Below are 15,762 nucleotides of genomic sequence, written 5' to 3'. Positions count from 1 at the left end.
CGCAGTCGCGAACCAAGGCGGGCACCGTGAACGCCAGGAGTGAGCCGACCCTGCGAGCCCCGCAGTCGCGAACCAAGGCGGGCACCATGAACGCCAGGAGTGAGCCGACCCTGCGAGCCCCGCAGTCGCGAACCAAGGCGGGCACCGTGAACGCCAGGAGTGAGCCGACCCTGCGAGCCCCGCAGTCGCGAACCAAGGCGGGCACCGTGAACGCCAGGAGTGAGCCGACCCTGCGAGCCCCGCAGTCGCGAACCAAGGCGGGCACCGTGAACGCCAGGAGTGAGCCGACCCTGCGAGCCCCGCAGTCGCGAACGAAGGTGGCACCGTGACCGGCTCCGACGACCCCACCACCCGGCGGGCGGGGCCGGCCGGCGCGCCGGGCGCCGCCCGGGCGGCCGCCGCCCGCGTCGACGCGGTCGAGGAGGCGGCCGGCCCGCTGCCGGCCGTGGGCGCCGACGCGCCCGCCGACCGGGCAGCGGGCCCGTTGCCCGCCGACCCCCGCCCGCCCGCCCGAGCGCCGGAGCGGGTCGTGCTCCGGCTGGCCCGCCCGTACCTGAACCGGCTGCTCGGTGCGGGTCTGCTCGCCGCCGCCACGGAGTTCGCCGCGCTGGCCCTGATGGCGACGGCGACCTGGCTGCTGATGAGCGCCGCCGGCCAGCCGCCACTGGACCGCCTGACCGTCGCGATCGTCGCCGTCCGCGCGCTCGCCATCGGGCGGGGCGTGCTCCGCTACACCGAACGCCTGGCCGGGCACGACGCGGTGCTGCGGCTGGTCACCGACGTCCGCGCCCGGGTCTTCGCGGCCCTGGCCGGCCGCCGGGGCCCCGCCGGGCAGCGCTCCGGCGACGCGTTGAGCCGCCTGGTCTCGGACGTGGAGGCGGTCCAGGACCTGCTGCTGCGGGTGCTCGTACCGGCCGCCGCGGCGGGGGTGGTCAGTGTGGTGGCCGTCGCCCTGACGGCACTGATCTCCCCGGCCGCCGCCGGGGCGCTCGCGGCCGGCCTGCTGGTCGCCGGCGTCGCGCTGCCGGCCCTGGCCACCGTGCTGACCCGGCGCGCCGCCGCCGAGCTGGCACCGCTGCGCGGTGCGCTGGCCGCCGACGCGGTCGACCTCACCCACGGCGCCGCCGATCTCGCCGCCTTCGGCGCCACCGGCGAGGCGCTGGAGGCGGCCACGGCCCGCACCGGGCGGCTGGCCCGGATCGAGCGGCGGCTGGCCGCCGTCGGCTTCGCGGTGGACGCGCTGGGCGTGCTGGTGGCCGGGGCGACCGCCGGGGCGGTGGTGCTCGTGAGCCTGGCCGCCGGTGTGGACGGGGTGCTGGTGGGCGTGCTCGCCGTCGGCACGCTGGCCGCCGTCGAGGTGGCGCTCGCACTCGTCGGTGCCGCCCGGCAGTGGACCGGCCTGCGCGCCGGCCTGACCCGGGTCGCCGCGCTGCTGGCGGAGGCTCCGGCCCCGCTGCCAGCGGCCACCGACCCGGCCCCCGCCGCCGCCGAGGTGCGGTTCTCCGACGTCACGGTCCGGTACCGTCCCGGGACGCCGCCCGCTCTCGACCGGTTCCGGCTGGCCCTGCCGCCCGGGCGACGGGTCGCCGTGGTCGGGCCGAGCGGCGCCGGGAAGAGCACGCTCGCCGCCGTCCTGACCGGCGCGGTACGCCCCACCGCCGGGCGGGTCACGCTGGACGGGCGGGACGTCTCCGCGTACTCCGAGGAGAGCCTGCCCCGGGTCGTCGGCGGCCTGCTCGCCGAGGCGTACGTCTTCCACGCCACCGTCCGGGAGAACCTGCTGCTCGGGCGCCCCGGCGCGGGCGAGGAGGAGCTGGCCGCGGCCACCGCCGCGGCCGGCCTTCGGGACTGGGTACGCGAGCAGCCCGACGGCTGGGACACCATGGTCGGCGAGGAGGGCGGCCAGCTCTCCGGCGGGCAGCGGCAGCGGCTGGCCCTGGCCCGGGCGCTGCTCGCCGCTCCGCCGGTGCTCGTGCTCGACGAGCCGACCGAGGGGCTCGACCCGGCGGCGGCGGACGCCGTGCTCGCGTCCGTGCTGGCCGCCACCCCGGGTGGGCACTCCGTGCTGCTGATCAGCCATCGGCTGCGCGGTCTGGACCGGTTCGACGAGATCGTGGTGCTCGACGCCGGCCGGGTGGTGCAGCGCGGGCGGCACGCCGACCTGGTCGCCGCGCCGGGCTGGTACCGGGACCAGTGGCTGCTGCAGGAGGCCGCCGAGCGCGGCTACCTCGCCCTCGGTCCAGTGCCCTGACCCGGGCCGGAGCTGCGGATCGGGGTCCGCCCAGGGTTGTCCCGGACGACGCGGAACCGCCGCGCGTGGCAGGGTGGTGCCCATGGGGGTCGGCGACGACGTGATGGTGGAGGAGCGGCTGCGCGCGCTGGGTGAGCGGCTGCGCGGGCCGAGCCGGCTGAAGGCCGACCTGTTGACCGAGGCGCGGCACGGGCTGCTGGACGCCGTCGAGGCGTACCAGGAGGGCGGCCTGTCGGCCACCGAGGCGCACCGCCGGGCGGTGGCCGAGTTCGGCTCGCCGGCGCAGCTCGCCCCGGCCTACCAGGCCGAGCTGGCGGTCGGCGCCCTGCGCGGGCTGTCCTGGCGGGTGCTCGCCGTGGCCGCCGCCGGCTTCGCGGTCGGCGACCTCACCTGGTACGGCGCCAGCTGGGCCGAGGGCCCCCGGCCTCCCGACGGTTACCTGCTGCTGGCGGAGTCGCTGGACTGGCTCTGGCTCGTCGCGGCGGTGCTCGCCGGCCTGGGCGTGCTGGTGGCCGGTGCCGCCCGCCGCAGCCGGCTGGTCCACCGGCTGGTGGGGGCCGGGCTCACCGGTGTGCTCGTGCTGGGTGCGCTCGCCGGCGCGGCCGTGTTCGGCTGGTCGGTGGGGCTGTGGGACGCCGCCCTGACCTGGCCGCCGATGATCATCGGTGCGGTGGTGGTGAGCATCGGCTTCCTCTGGCTGGGCAGCGCCGTCCGGTGCTGGCTGCACGCCGTGCGCTGACCGGCGGGGTCGGGCCGCGGGTCAGGCCGGCGCGGTCGGGGGCGTGCCCGCGTCGAGGAACCGGCCGACGGTGGTGCTGAACTCGCGCCACCCGGAGCGCTCGCCGGCCAGCGCCCGCCGGCCCGCGTCGGTGAGCTGGTACGTCCGCCGCTCCCGGCCGTTGACCGTGCTCCACGTGCTCGCCACGTGACCGGCGCGCTCCAGCCGCCGCAGGGCGGGGTAGATGGTGCCGGTGGGCAGATCGAGGTGACCATCGCTGCGGGTGCGCAGCGCCTCGATGATCGCGTAGCCGTGCAACGGCCCCTGCTCCAGCACGGCGAGCAGCAGCGCGTCGAGGTGTCCGTGCAGTGCCTGGGCCTTCATGTGTAGCAACGCTACTTGTCGACCGGCCGGACCGCCACCGGGGTGCGGGCACCGCGACCCCCGAGTCGCCCACTAGGGTATGTGCGCGTAGTCACTCGCCGGCGGAGCCCGGCGGGTGGGCAGCCCGATGCACACGGAGGTCAGCGTGGCCCGCCAGTCTTCTCAACGGCCCGACGCCGACGAGCCCGAGCTCGACGCCCAGGCCGAGTCCGGCACCGCAGCCGCGTCGGCCGAGGCCGCCCGCGCACTCTGGGACGAGCTGCGGATCGACCCGGTGGAGATCGCCCTGCCCGCCGGCACCGGCTACACCCTGCGGGCGTACCGGCCGGCGCGGGAGCTGACCCCGACCGACGTCGAGGAGCGCGACCAGGACGACCCGTTCCTCGCCCGCCGCCAGGTGGTGACCGAGGAGGACGAGGACGACGAGAGCGTGGTCATCCTCGACGAGGAGGTCGCCCAGGAGTTCGCCGAGAGCGACGAGGAGGAGGCCCGCGAGGTCCGGCGGGGCGGCAAGGACGAGTCGGCGGACGAGCCCGAGGCGGACGACGAGGACGCGGGCGACGAGGAGGTGCCGATCTTCCTCAGCCACAAGGGTCGGCTGCTGCTCTTCAAGACGCCGGAGTCCCTGGTCAGTTACGTCCGTTCCGGCGCTCCCAACGACCTGTCCCAACTGGACAGCTGGAATGAACTGTCCGAACGGGTGGAACCGGCCGACGTCGCCCCGCTCGACGAGGACGTCTACGAGCTCGACCTGGTCGTGGAGAACCTGCGGGGCGGGCACGACGCCTGGGATCCCGCGCTGCTCATCGAGGCCGGCGAGATCGCCCGTGACCTGTCGTACGCCCTGCGGCTACCCGCCGTGCTCGACATGCTCTCCGCCGGCTCCAGTCTCGACGATCTGGATGAGGCTCTCCGGGCGTCTGTCAACGGGGGGATCGGCGGATTCCTCGGCCGACGTCGACTGAAGAGAATCGGGGCACAAACGGCAAGTTTGGGTTGGCGCACCATTATCGGCAAGATCTCTGCCGTCGTGGACTGGCGCGACTGACCCGTACCAGGGAGCATCAGTCTCTGGCAGAGAAGACCTGTGTCCCGGGAGGAGGACGACGCCGTGGCGCTCGTGCGCGTGTACTGCGGTCTGGCCTCGGCGGATCCGGCCGACCGACCGGCTTCGGCCGGTTCGACGCTGACGTCCGCTGTGGTCGACGACGCAGGCCGTCTGCTGCATGTCTGCGAGGTCGGTGACGACCCCGCTGGCTACGCCCAGCTGGTCGCGCTGCTCGTGGAGCGGTCGGGCGGGCCGAGCGGTGCGGCGATCGCCGCCGACAGCGACGACCACGCGGTCACGTCACTGCTCAGCGCGGCCGGGCGGCCCCTCGCGATCGCCGACGACGACTCGGTGGACGACTTCGCCGAGCGGTTCGCCGACGACGACTCCCTCGAGGAGATGCAGTCGCCGCCGGCCGAGCGCCGGGCGGTCGGTCTGGCCCGCGCCCTGCAGGCCGGTGCGCTCTCCGCCGTCACGCTTCCCGCGCCCCGGGATCTGGCCGGCTACAAGCAGGTGCTCGCGGCGCACGCCGCGCTCGCCAACGGCCGGCACTCGGCCGCCGTCGCCCTCCGCGAGGTGCTCCGCGAGCTGTACCCGGCGGCGCTCCGGGCGTACCCCGACCCGGCCGAGCCGGTCGCACTGGCCGTCCTGGACGCCCTTCCCGAGCCCGGGATGCTGGGTGGCGCGGGGCGGGGCCGGGACACCGCCGCCGACCGGGTCACCGCGGACCTCAGCGCTGAGGGCGTCGCCGATCCCGACGAGATCGAGGCGGCGGTGACCGCGCTGCGGGTCGCCATCTCCGAGACACCCCGCCGTGCCGCCGTCAACCGGGCCCTCACCGCGGCGGTGTCCGAGACGATCCGCCAGGCCGTCGCGTCGGTCCGGGCCTGCGACGCCGGCTGCGGGGCGCTGGTCGGCGCGCTCAACGAGCGGATGAGCCCACCCGTGCCCGGACGCCGCGCCGCCGCCCGTCGCGGTGAGCCGGTCGGCGACCTGGTCGACGCCCCCAGCGGCGCCACGCTGCGCGCCGTCCGGCCGGCCGGCGCTCGGCGGCCCCGGCCGGAGCCCGTCGGGGGGCAGAGCGCACCCCCGTCGCCCCAGCCCCTCGGCCCGCCGCCGGTCGCGCCGGCACCGGTCACCCCCCCGCCGGTGGCCCCACGCCCGGTCACGCCCGCGGCCGCCGCCAGCATGCCGGTCTCCGGCCAGCCCTCCCGTCCGGAGACCATGCCGAGCCGCATCGACGGTCCGACGAACCGTCCGATCTCGTCACCGCCGCCTCCGCCGCCCGGCATCACGCCGATCGCCCCCTCGCAGCGGGGTTCGATCCCGCCCGCCGACGCCGGCGAGCCGTTCCGGCCGACGCTGACGACCGCGGCGATCCAGAGCGCCCGCGCCGAGCGGCAGCGCACCGTCATCCCGCCGCGGCCCAAGACCACCAGCGAGCCCGCCACGCCCACCGGCGGCTTCAGCGCCACCGAGATCAGCGTTCCGGTCCCCACCCCGCGTCCCGGTCAGGAGGGGGCCGCTCCGGGCTCCCGCGCGAACTGGCCACTGGTGAACAACCCGCAGGATCCGGCCGACAGCTCGGCGCGGAACCCGGTGGCCGGCTCGTACGGTGGCGGCGGAATCGACGGCCCGACCGATCCCGGCAAGGAGCGCCGGGTCACCCCGCCCTGGCTCGCCGACGACCTGCCCCAGGAGCCGCCGATGCTGCGGCTGGTCGAGCCGCCGCCGCTGGCCGATCGGGCACTGCGGAACGGGGCCGGTCCGTCCACCGATCCGCACCTCGAGACGCCGCCGCTCCGCCTGGTCGACCGGGAGGAGCCCCGCAACGGCCGGCCCGCGGGACACCCGGCCGCGGAGCACCGACCGGCACCGCCGGTCGAGCACCGTCCCCCGCCGGTTCCCGACGACGGGGACGGCGATCTGCTGATCTTCGCTCAGGCGAAGTCCGCGTGGTTCGTCGGTCACAGTGAGAGCGCCGACCTGGACTGGTCCTCGCTGAACGACAGCGGCTGGCAGGCGGCCGAGCAGGCCGCGAAGCCGGCGGTCGGCGCCGAGACATCCGCCGGCCTGCCCAAGCGGGTGCCCCAGGCGAATCTCGTGCCCGGCTCGCCGTTGCGCGACGAGCGCCCACTGCGGATCGTCCGGGACGCGGCCAGCCTCGCCGAGAACACCACCGGCTACTTCCGTGGCTGGCGCCGGGGTCAGGAGATCGGCGGCTTCGCGGTCGGTGGCCGTCCGGGCCGGGAGTCCGCCGGTGGCTGGGACTTCACCCGCGACACCGGGGACCGCGACGACGACCGGGAGTACGAGTACCGCTCGGCCGGTTACCGGTCCTGACGGCCTTCCCGGCCCTCAGAGCCACCGAGAGACGACGAAGAGCCCCCCGGCAGCACCGGGGGGCTCCGTCATGGGTGCGGTCGCCAGCGCCGGTGTCAGCGGGACGGACGACAGCGCCGGCGAGGGCGGCGAGACGGGTGCCCCGGGGAGGGACCGGGACACGCACCTATGCCGTCGAGGACGGCCCGGCGTCGCCGGCCCGCCGTCCGGGGCGGATCCGGACAGCACGACGCGCCCGGCGGCGACCGAGGCCACCGCCGGGCACCACCGGGTCGGTCAGGCCCGCGCGACGGCCCGCGACCGGCGCATGGTGAGCACGTACTCGACCAGTGAGATCAGCACGTGCTTCGTGGACTCCCGGTTCCGGGCGTCGCACGCCACCACCGGCACGTCACTGGAGATCGCCAATGCGTCCCGGACGTCCTGCGGGTCGTGGTACTGCATGCCGTCGAAGCAGTTGATGGCTATCAGGTACGGCAGCCGTCGGTGCTCGAAGAAGTCGATCGCCGCGAAGCAGTCGGCGAGCCGGCGGGTGTCGACCAGCACGACCGCGCCGATCGCACCACGGACCAGTTCGTCCCACATGAACCAGAACCGGGTCTGACCGGGCGTACCGAACAGGTACAGGATCAGGTCCCGGTCTATCGTGATCCGGCCGAAGTCCATGGCCACCGTGGTGGTCGTCTTCCCCGGCACCTGCCGGTTGTCGTCGACGCCCACGCTGGCGGAGGTCATGATCGCCTCCGTCGTCAACGGCGTGATCTCCGAGACCGAGCCGACCAGCGTCGTCTTGCCGACGCCGAATCCACCGGCGATAACGATCTTCGCCGACGTCACGCGACCGCTCGGGGTCGGCGGCCGCGACATGTCAGAGCCTGCGAAGTCCACTCAGCACCCTCTCCAGCAGTTCAGTGCCCACCGCGTCGTCCGAGTCGTCCAGGATGGTCGGCTCGTGGACCGCGACCAGGCCGTCCGTCGCCATGTCGGCGATGAGCACCCGGGCCACACCGAGCGGGAGCTGCATCCGCGCCGCGATCTCGGCAAGCGACTGCACACGTCCGTCACACAGCGCGGCGATGTACTGGTGTTCGCGGCCCTGGCCGCCGTTGCCGTTGGCAGCGGCCCGGCCGCGCACCGTCGTCTCGACGAGCGCTTCCATCGCGATGTCGAGTCGGGGGCGGGTACGACCGCGGGTCACGGCGTATGGACGTACCAACGCCCCGGTCGGTTCGTCACGATCGGCCATGTCGCCGCTCACCTCCTTCGCACCCGATGCCGGCTAGCGCCGGTCGAACCCCACGTTGTCGTTGCCCCGCCGACCGCACGGCCAGCGGAACGTCAGCCCAACATTCCCGCGGCCGCGCGCGGCTGCGGGGTCAACGCGTCGCCCACCCGGTCCACCAGGAGGGCCATCTCGTAGCCGACCTGCCCGACGTCGCAGCTGCGCGCGGCGAGTACCGCGAACGACGAGCCGTCCGAGATGGACATGAGGAACAGGAACCCGTTGTCCATCTCAACCACCGTCTGGAGCACCGCTCCGCCCTCGAAGCAGCGGGCCGCGCCCTGGGTGAGGCTGACCAGACCGGACGCGATGGCGGCCAGCTGGTCGGCCCGGTCACGCGGGAGGTCCCGCGAGGCCGCGAGGAGCAGGCCGTCCGCCGAAACGGCGACCGCGTGCGCGACCCCGGGTACCCGGTCGGCGAAGTTGGCGAGCAGCCAACCGAGATCCTGCGTAGTTGTCATCCTTCTTGCTCCTTCTGCCCGCTCCCGGCCACCGGGCCTGAGCCAGACTGCGAGGACTGCCCACCCGGAGTCGCCTCCGGGCTGGTCGGGTTGCTGTCGGGGTGGCTACGCCCACGCTGGACGCCGCGGTGGTAGGCGGAGAGCAGGCCACGGACCGACTCGGGCGTACGCCGCTGCACCGACGTCGCGGGCTTCTCCACGGCGCCCGGCACCAACTGGGCCATCGGGGTGCGCTTCGGCAGGCCGGTGGGGGTGGTCGCCGACACCGGCACATCGCTGGCCTTCGAGGCCGCCCGCCAGCCGTCGTCGGCGGCGGTCTGCCAGGCACTGCCGCTGCCGGCCGGCGTGCGCCGCTGGGCGAACCCGTCGGCGGGGGTGGAATTCCCGTTCGCCGCCGAGCCGTTCTGGCGCGGGGCGCCACCGGTCGTCGGGGTCTCTGCCATCGGTGCGTTACCTGTCGTCGCGGGTGGTGTCTGCTGGGTTGCCGCGTCCACCTTGGCGAACTGCTGCGTCGCGGCGCCGCCGTTGGTCGCGGCCCCCTTCGCCGCCTCCTCCGGACCGGGCCGGCGGGTACGGAACCAGGCCGACTCCAGCTCCCGGAAGATCGGCAGCTCCATCGTCTCGTCCGCGTACCGCTGCCGGTTCTGGGCCGGCTGCGGCGTGGTCGGCCGGGCGACCGCGGGTGGCGTGGCCGGCGTCGGCCGGGTGACCGGCGCCGGTACGCCCGAGCTGCTCTGCGCCGGAGCCGCCTGGTGCGGAGCCGGAGTGGCCGGCTGCTCGCCGGGCCGCGCCACGCGGGGCAGCTCGGTGGTCATGTCCAGCGCCGCGGCGACCCGTTCCGGCACCGCCGGGGCCGTGGTGTCCCGCGTCCCGCCCGCGACCGGCGGCCAGGCCGGCGGCGCGGGGTTGTTCGCAGCCGTCGGGGCGGAGACGGGGCGCTGCGGCAGCGGCGTGGGGTACGGCTGACCGGACGCCGGCGCCGCGGAGATCGGCTGCCCGGAGACCGGCGAGGCCGAGACCGGCATGCCCGACGTCGGCGGGCTGGAGACCGGCGGCGCGGAGTACGGGACCGGCGGCCCCGAGACCGGCGGCACCGGCGGGGCCGACACCGGCGGGACCTGCGGAGGCCCGTACGGGTGGGCCTCCGGGCTGCTGGGCAGCTGACGCGGGATCCCGGGCTGCTGCCCGGTGGTACCCGGGTCGCCGGGGCCGCGCCGCTGCGGCAGCGGGTCGATCGGCTGTCCGTTGGAGGTGCGCGGACCGAAGCCGTCCCCGCCGTTGACGCCGTTGACGGCGGTCGCACCGGTGAGGTCCGACCAGGCCGGCATGGGTCGGCCCGCACCGGCCCCGGCGGGTGCGCCGTTGGGGTGCGTGGGCTCGAACGACCGGCCGCCGAACGACACCTGGTTGCCGGACTCGCCGGGGCGCGGACCCGGAACCGGTGCGGCCGGGGTGTGCCCCAGCGCGGGCAGTGCGCCGAAGGCCGGCGCCGGACCGTTGGCGGCCGGCGGCAACGCGGGCGACGGCTGCGGCCGGCCGGCGAGCACCCGGGGCACCAGCACCGACGTCGGCAGGGTGACGTCCGCGACGGTCCCCCGCTCCGCACCGGGGCGCAGCTCCACGTTGACGCCGTGTCGGGACGCCAGCCGGGCGACCACGACCAGACCCATCATCCGGGAAACCGCGACGTCCACCTGCGGCGGAGTGGCGAGCTTCTCGTTCAGCTCCCGCAACTGGTCGGGGCTGACGCCGATGCCGCGGTCCTCGACGTAGAGCGAGGCGCGGTCGCCGACGCGGCGGGCCTCCACGACGACCTGGGAATCCGGCGGCGAGAACGCCGTCGCGTTGTCGAACAGCTCGGCGACGAGGTGCACGAGGTCGTTGACGGCGTGCGCCGCCACCTCGATGTCCCGGTCGATGACCCCGAACTCGATCCGCGTGTAGTGCTCGACCTCGGACTGGGCGGCCCGGAGCACGTCGATCAGGGCGGCCGGCTCCCGCTGCACGCGGGTGGAGTCGGCACCGGCGAGCACCAGCAGGTTCTCGTCGTTGCGGCGCATCCGGGTGGCCAGGTGGTCGAGCTGGAACAGCTCGGCCAGCCGGTCCGGGTCCTCCTCGCCGCGCTCGAGGCGGTCGAGGTGGCCGATCAGCCGGTCGACCAGGATCTGCGACCGGCGGGCCAGGTTGACGAACATGGTGGCGACGGAGGCCCGCAGGGCGGCCTGCTCGGCGGCGGTACGCACGGCTTCCAGGTGGACCGCGTTGAACGCCTCGGTCACCTGGCCGAACTCGTCCTTGCTGCGCACCGGCAGCGGCTCGGCGATCTGGTTGGCCAACTGCACCGGCGTGAGCTGACCGCCGGCGACCTGCGGGTCACGCAGCCGGGCGACGGCCTGCGGCAGTCCGTACTGGGCGATCGAGAGGGCGCCCTGGCGCAGGTCACGCAGCGAGCGGGCCATCGAGCGGGCGACCAGGTAGGCGAAGAGGATGGCCAGCAGCAGCATGCTGAGCAGCAGGCCGGTCTCCAGGAAGACCTGGCGCTGCACGTCCGACCGGAGTTCGCTGGCGAGCTTGACGGCGTCCCCGTCGATCTTCGCCTCGACCTGCCGGACCATGCCGGCGGAGGCGGCCATCGCGTTGTCCCACTGGTCCGGCGTGAAGCCCGCCGCACTCAGGTCGGATGCGTTCGACAGGCCCCGCAGCGTGCCGTTGAGGTTCTCGGCCTCGCGGGCGTCCGGGCCGCCGAGGGACTGGGCGAAGAACTCCTGGTCCGCCTGGGGCGCGATGGCGTTGAAGGTGTCCCGCCACTGTTCCTGGCCGGTGTAGGTGGAGATGTACTTGTTACGGAGATCCGGGTTGAGTTCCCTCCGGATGAAGGCGAGGTGCACCGTGTCCCGCTGCTGGGCGGAGAACTCCTTGTTCCGGGCGAGGGCGGTCGCGGTGCGGATCCGGTCGCTCAGCCCCGGGTCACCGGTCAGCTGGGCCGCCGAGTCCCGCACGTTGAGCAGGTCGGCGATCAGCGACTCGTACTGCTGCTGCGCCTGCGTGGCGCCGAGCCGGCCGTTGAGCACCTGGCTCCGGATACCCGGCAGGTCGGTGAGGGTGCGGTCGATGAAACGCAGCTGGTTCTCCAGCGCGCTCGGCAGGTCCTCCACCTCGCTCCGCTGCCGGGAGTAGGGCACCTTCGCCTCTTCGACGCGGTTGGTGACCTCCTCGTACGCCTTCCGGCGCTGGTCGCGCTGCGGTCCCGACAGACTCGGATTCAGCAGCCGGATCGCGGCGGTCCGCTCGTCCTGCAGCTCGTGCACCAGGCCGCCCGAGTAGCCGACCAGGGTGGTGAGGTCGCCAGCACGGTTGGCGTTGTTCAGCGTCTGCAGGTGGTCGATGAGACCACTGGTACCCACGACGACCGTGGCGATGGTCGGCACGATCATGATGAGACCGAGCTTGGACCAGATCGGCATGTCGCGGAGCCGACCGGCCGGCCGGCGCAGACGCGACAGGAACGAACCTGCCGGCTTTGGCCGTTTGCTCACGTCACCGCCCTCGATTGCAGCGTCCGCGTTACCCTCGGGCAACGCCCAGCAGCCGACCCGGCGGGTCGGACCATCCGAGATTCCATCACGCCACCCCGGAAAGAGAAAGCCCAGGCTGGCCGTCGCCGACGGTGTGATGAGATGTTGTTGCGATCCAATAGCGTTCTGTCTGGCCGGAGTTACTCACCGCAATGGAACACCCCCACCGAGTTGTCCTGCTCGCCGGCCCTTCGGGCTCCGGAAAGTCGTATATAGCCCGCCGAACCGGGCTTCCCGTCCTCTGTTTGGACGACTTCTACAAGAACGGCGATGACCCTACGTTGCCACGGCAGAACGGGCAGGTCGACTGGGAGTCGCCCGCTTCGTGGGACGCCGGAGCGGCCGTGGAGACGGTCGTCCGACTGGCCCGGGAGGGTCGTGCGGAGGTGCCGGTCTATGCCTTCGGGGAGGACCGCAAGGTGGCCACACGGACAATTGATCTAGCCGGTTCGCCACTTTTCGTCGCCGAAGGGATTTTCGCCGCCGAGATCGTCGCGGAGTGCCGCCGGCGGGGCGTGCTCGCCGGGGCGTACGCCCTGCGGCGGCCCCGGAGCGCGACCTTCGTCCGCCGGCTGGCCCGCGACCTCGCCGAGCAGCGGAAGGCGCCGCGGGTGCTGGTCAGCCGCGGGGTGGCGCTGCTGCGCGCCGAACCGGCCGTGCTGCGCCGGCAGACCGGCCTCGGCGCCGAGGCCGCCCGGGCGGGCGAGGTGCTGCGCCGGGTGGCCGGCCTGCTCGCCGGCCACCCGCACCGCACGTGAGGTTCGTCGCGCTCAGCCCAGCAGCTTGGCGTACGCCGGCTTGATCACCTCGTCGATGATCCGCAGCCGCTGGTCGAACGGGATGAACGCGCTCTTCATCGCGTTGATCGTGAACCACTGGAGCTCGCGCCAGCCGTAGCCGAACGCGTCCACCAGCAGCGTCATCTCGCGGGACATGGACGTGCCGCTCATCAGCCGGTTGTCGGTGTTGACGGTGACCCGGAACCGCAGGTCCCGGAGGAGCCCGATCGGGTGGTCGACGATCGACGCGGCCGCACCGGTCTGGACGTTCGACGACGGGCACAGCTCCAGCGGGATCCGCTTGTCCCGCACGTACGCCGCCAGCCGGCCGAGCACCGGCTCCGGGCCGGGTGTGATGTCGTCCACGATCCGCACGCCGTGCCCGAGCCGGTCGGCACCGCACCACTGGATGGCCTGCCAGATCGAGGGCAGGCCGAACGCCTCACCGGCGTGGATGGTGAAGTGGAAGTTCTCCCGCTGCAGGTACTCGAACGCGTCCAGGTGCCGGGTGGGCGGGAAGCCGGCCTCGGCGCCCGCGATGTCGAAGCCCACCACGCCGGTGTCCCGGTGCCGGACGGCCAGCTCGGCGATCTCCTGCGACCGGGCGGCGTGCCGCATGGCGGTGAGCAGGGTGCCGACCCGGATCGGGGTGCCCGCCTCGGCGGCGAGGGCGCTGCCCTCCTCGAAGCCGGCGACGACCGCCTCCACCACCTCGTCCAGGGTGAGGTTCCGCTCCAGGTGCTGCTCCGGCGCGAACCGGACCTCCGCGTAGACCACCCCGTCGGCGGCCAGGTCGAGCGCGCACTCGCGGGCGACCCGCCGCAGCGACGAGGCGGTCTGCATGACCGCGACGGTGTGCGCGAACGTCTCCAGGTAGCGCTCGAGCGACCCCGAGTCGGCGGCCTCGACGAACCAGCGGCCCAGCGCCTCCGGGTCGGTCGTCGGCAGCTCGTGCCCGACCTCGGCGGCCAGCTCGACGATCGTCGACGGCCGCAGGCCACCGTCGAGGTGATCGTGCAGCAGCGCCTTCGGGACCTTGACGATGTCCTCGTACCGGATAGTCGCGACCATGGTCAGACCCTAGTCGGCGCCGCCGGGGCCAGGACGGGGACCGCTGGCGATGTGGGCCGGACGACGGAAGGCCCGCCGGCCGCAGGTCCTACCGTTTGGGGATGGACGCCCGCATCCTCGCCCGGCTTCGCTGCCCGGTCTGCCGCCAGCCGCTGGCCGAAGCCGAGGCCGGCACGGCCCGCGCCCTCCGCTGTCCGCGCCGGCACAGCTTCGACGTGGCCCGGCAGGGGTACGTGAACCTGCTCGCCGGCCGCGCTCCGCACTCCGGGGACACCGCCGAGATGGTCGCCGCCCGCGCCGACTTCCTCGCCGCCGGCCACTACGACCTCATCTCGGCCGCCCTGACCGCCGCCGCCGGCGAGGCCGTCGCCCGGTACCGCGCCGCCCGCCACGACACCCCGACCGGCCCCCTTTGCTCTGCTTTAACCGACGCACCGAATTTGGCGCCAAACCGTTGCGTGGAGGTGAGCAGAGCAAAGGGGCCGGACGGGGAGTCCCGACCCGGCGGCACGGCACCCGGGCCCGGCTCGGCGGCGTACCCCCTGCTGGTCGACGCCGGGGCCGGGACGGGCCGGCACCTCGCCGCGGTGCTGGCGGCGCTGCCGGACGCCGTCGGCCTGGCGCTGGACGTGTCGAAGCCCGCGCTGCGCCGCGCGGCGCGCGCCCACGAGCGGGCGGCGGCGGCGCTGGCCGACACCTGGCAGCGGCTGCCGCTGGCCGACGCGTCGGCCGCCGTGCTGCTGAACGTGTTCGCCCCCCGCAACGGCGCCGAGTTCCACCGGGTGCTCGACCCGGCCGGCGCACTGCTGGTGGTCACGCCGGCCGCCGACCACCTCGCCGAGCTGGTCACCGCGCTCGACCTGCTGCGGGTGGACCCGGCGAAGGCGGACCGGGTGGCCGGCAGCCTGGGCGCGCACTTCGTCGAGGAATCGGGCGCCGAACACCGGACCCGCTTGACGCTGACCCGCACGGAGGTCGCCACGCTGGTCGGGATGGGACCGAGCGCCTGGCACGCCGATCCGGCGGGGCTCGCCGCCCGGATCGCCGCCCTGCCCGAACCGGTCGGGGTGACCGTGGCCGTCCGGCTCGCCGTCCACCGGCGCCGGTCCTAGGTGGAGAGATCCACCTCTTCCCAGCCCGGGGGCTCGTCGTGGTACGGGCCCCGCAGGATCACCGCCCATTCCAGCGCCCACCGGCGTTGCCCGATCGCGTTGGCATCCACCAGGCCGGGCACCGGCCGCCCGGCGCGCTCCACCTCCAGGTACGCCCAGTCGAGGCAGTAGTGCAGGTCGAGCAGGGCCGCCGTGTCGGCGGGGTACTGCGGCGCGGCCAGGATCCGGGACCGCCAGCGCCCGAACGTCTCGCCGGCCACGATGTTCGGCATCCGCTCCATCAGCCGCTCGTCCACCGGCACCGTGGGGTCGAGCAGCTTGGTCAGGCCGAGCACCCAGGCCAGCGCGAACAGGGCGTCGTGGTGCAGCACGAAGGACCGGTGGTCGCCCTTGCCGCCGGTGATGAACTGCCACTCCGGCGGCGTCACCGCCTCCATCAGGTGCGAGGCGAGCAGCCAGCTCATCGCCGCCTGCGGCGGCATCCCGAAGCAGCGGGCCAGGATCAGATGCAGGACGGCGACCCGGGCCTCGATCTCACCCCTCGGTCGCAGCTCGATCTCGTCTCCTGGTTCCCAGACCAGCGGAAACTGCGGTGGGGGCAGCGGCAGGCCCAGCCGGGACAGCTCCTCCAGGCTCGCCTCGCGCACCGCCCGGGGATCGGGGGCAGGTACGGCCACGACGGATCATCCTCGTCTGCTCGTGCCGGCTCAGGCCGGGTCGTCCCCCCTGGCCAGGGAG

12 protein-coding genes and 2 pseudogenes are annotated in these 15,762 nt (G+C 74.5%); 7 read left to right on the top strand and 7 right to left on the bottom strand.

Features of this window, described 5'->3' with window-relative positions:
* Positions 1-436 precede the first annotated feature (436 nt).
* The gene (cydC, locus tag EV376_RS08605) at positions 437-2,251 is read left to right on the top strand and encodes a thiol reductant ABC exporter subunit CydC (protein ID WP_130328575.1); all 1,815 of its coding nucleotides are present in this window, start codon (positions 437-439) and stop codon (positions 2,249-2,251) included.
* An 82-nt stretch (positions 2,252-2,333) separates the two neighbouring features.
* Complete coding sequence (locus tag EV376_RS08600; RefSeq protein ID WP_130321601.1) at positions 2,334-2,990, top strand: permease prefix domain 1-containing protein; 657 nt, start codon at positions 2,334-2,336, stop codon at positions 2,988-2,990.
* Positions 2,991-3,011: 21 nt separating this feature from the next.
* Here the strand turns inward: EV376_RS08600 and EV376_RS08595 are convergent, their stop codons facing one another.
* Positions 3,012-3,353 (bottom strand): helix-turn-helix transcriptional regulator, encoded by a 342-nt coding sequence (locus EV376_RS08595; RefSeq protein ID WP_130321600.1) that lies wholly within the window; start codon positions 3,351-3,353, stop codon positions 3,012-3,014.
* A gap of 115 nt (positions 3,354-3,468) precedes the next feature.
* On the opposite strand from EV376_RS08595, the gene EV376_RS08590 reads away from it, so the two are divergent.
* Positions 3,469-4,401, top strand: a complete 933-nt coding sequence (locus EV376_RS08590; RefSeq protein ID WP_130321599.1) for a DNA primase — start codon at positions 3,469-3,471, stop codon at positions 4,399-4,401.
* Between the two features lie 39 nt (positions 4,402-4,440).
* Entirely contained in the window at positions 4,441-6,744 is a 2,304-nt protein-coding gene (locus EV376_RS08585) for a transposase (protein WP_130321598.1), read from the top strand.
* 276 nt (positions 6,745-7,020) lie between these two features.
* On the opposite strand, the gene EV376_RS08580 is transcribed toward EV376_RS08585, so the two are convergent.
* The 4 genes from EV376_RS08580 to EV376_RS08565 all read right to left on the bottom strand — a co-directional run bounded on the left by EV376_RS08580 (position 7,021) and on the right by EV376_RS08565 (position 12,023).
* Positions 7,021-7,611 carry a GTP-binding protein gene (locus EV376_RS08580; protein WP_130321597.1) on the bottom strand — a complete coding sequence of 197 codons (591 nt, stop codon included), beginning with the start codon at positions 7,609-7,611 and terminating at the stop codon, positions 7,021-7,023.
* A 1-nt stretch (position 7,612) separates the two neighbouring features.
* The gene (locus EV376_RS08575) at positions 7,613-7,990 is read right to left on the bottom strand and encodes a DUF742 domain-containing protein (RefSeq protein ID WP_130321596.1); all 378 of its coding nucleotides are present in this window, start codon (positions 7,988-7,990) and stop codon (positions 7,613-7,615) included.
* Positions 7,991-8,082: 92 nt separating this feature from the next.
* Positions 8,083-8,487 (bottom strand): roadblock/LC7 domain-containing protein, encoded by a 405-nt coding sequence (locus EV376_RS08570; protein ID WP_109901346.1) that lies wholly within the window; start codon positions 8,485-8,487, stop codon positions 8,083-8,085.
* Positions 8,484-12,023, bottom strand: coding sequence for a nitrate- and nitrite sensing domain-containing protein (locus EV376_RS08565; protein ID WP_130321595.1), 3,540 nt, complete (start codon positions 12,021-12,023; stop codon positions 8,484-8,486). Before EV376_RS08565 ends, EV376_RS08570 begins: the two co-directional genes overlap by 4 nt.
* 383 nt (positions 12,024-12,406) lie before the next feature.
* Between EV376_RS08565 and EV376_RS08560 the strand changes: the two genes are divergently transcribed.
* Positions 12,407-12,820 (top strand): hypothetical protein, encoded by a 414-nt coding sequence (locus tag EV376_RS08560; protein ID WP_486482562.1) that lies wholly within the window; start codon positions 12,407-12,409, stop codon positions 12,818-12,820.
* Between the two features lie 12 nt (positions 12,821-12,832).
* On the opposite strand, the gene EV376_RS08555 is transcribed toward EV376_RS08560, so the two are convergent.
* Entirely contained in the window at positions 12,833-13,912 is a 1,080-nt protein-coding gene (locus EV376_RS08555) for an adenosine deaminase (RefSeq protein ID WP_130321593.1), read from the bottom strand.
* Positions 13,913-14,013: 101 nt separating this feature from the next.
* Between EV376_RS08555 and EV376_RS30795 the strand changes: the two are divergent.
* Positions 14,014-14,298 (top strand): annotated as a pseudogene (locus EV376_RS30795) (putative RNA methyltransferase); the annotation flags it as partial.
* Positions 14,299-14,403: 105 nt separating this feature from the next.
* Positions 14,404-15,024, top strand: a pseudogene (locus EV376_RS30790) (class I SAM-dependent methyltransferase); the annotation flags it as partial.
* Here EV376_RS30790 and EV376_RS08545 read toward each other — a convergent pair.
* The gene (locus EV376_RS08545) at positions 15,021-15,701 is read right to left on the bottom strand and encodes a DUF4272 domain-containing protein (RefSeq protein WP_130321591.1); all 681 of its coding nucleotides are present in this window, start codon (positions 15,699-15,701) and stop codon (positions 15,021-15,023) included. The pseudogene EV376_RS30790 and the gene EV376_RS08545 overlap by 4 nt on opposite strands.
* Between the last annotated feature and the right edge of the window lie 61 nt (positions 15,702-15,762).

Source organism: Micromonospora sp. CNZ295, assembly GCF_004217535.1.
This window is presented reverse-complemented; position numbering and strand designations above follow the sequence as displayed.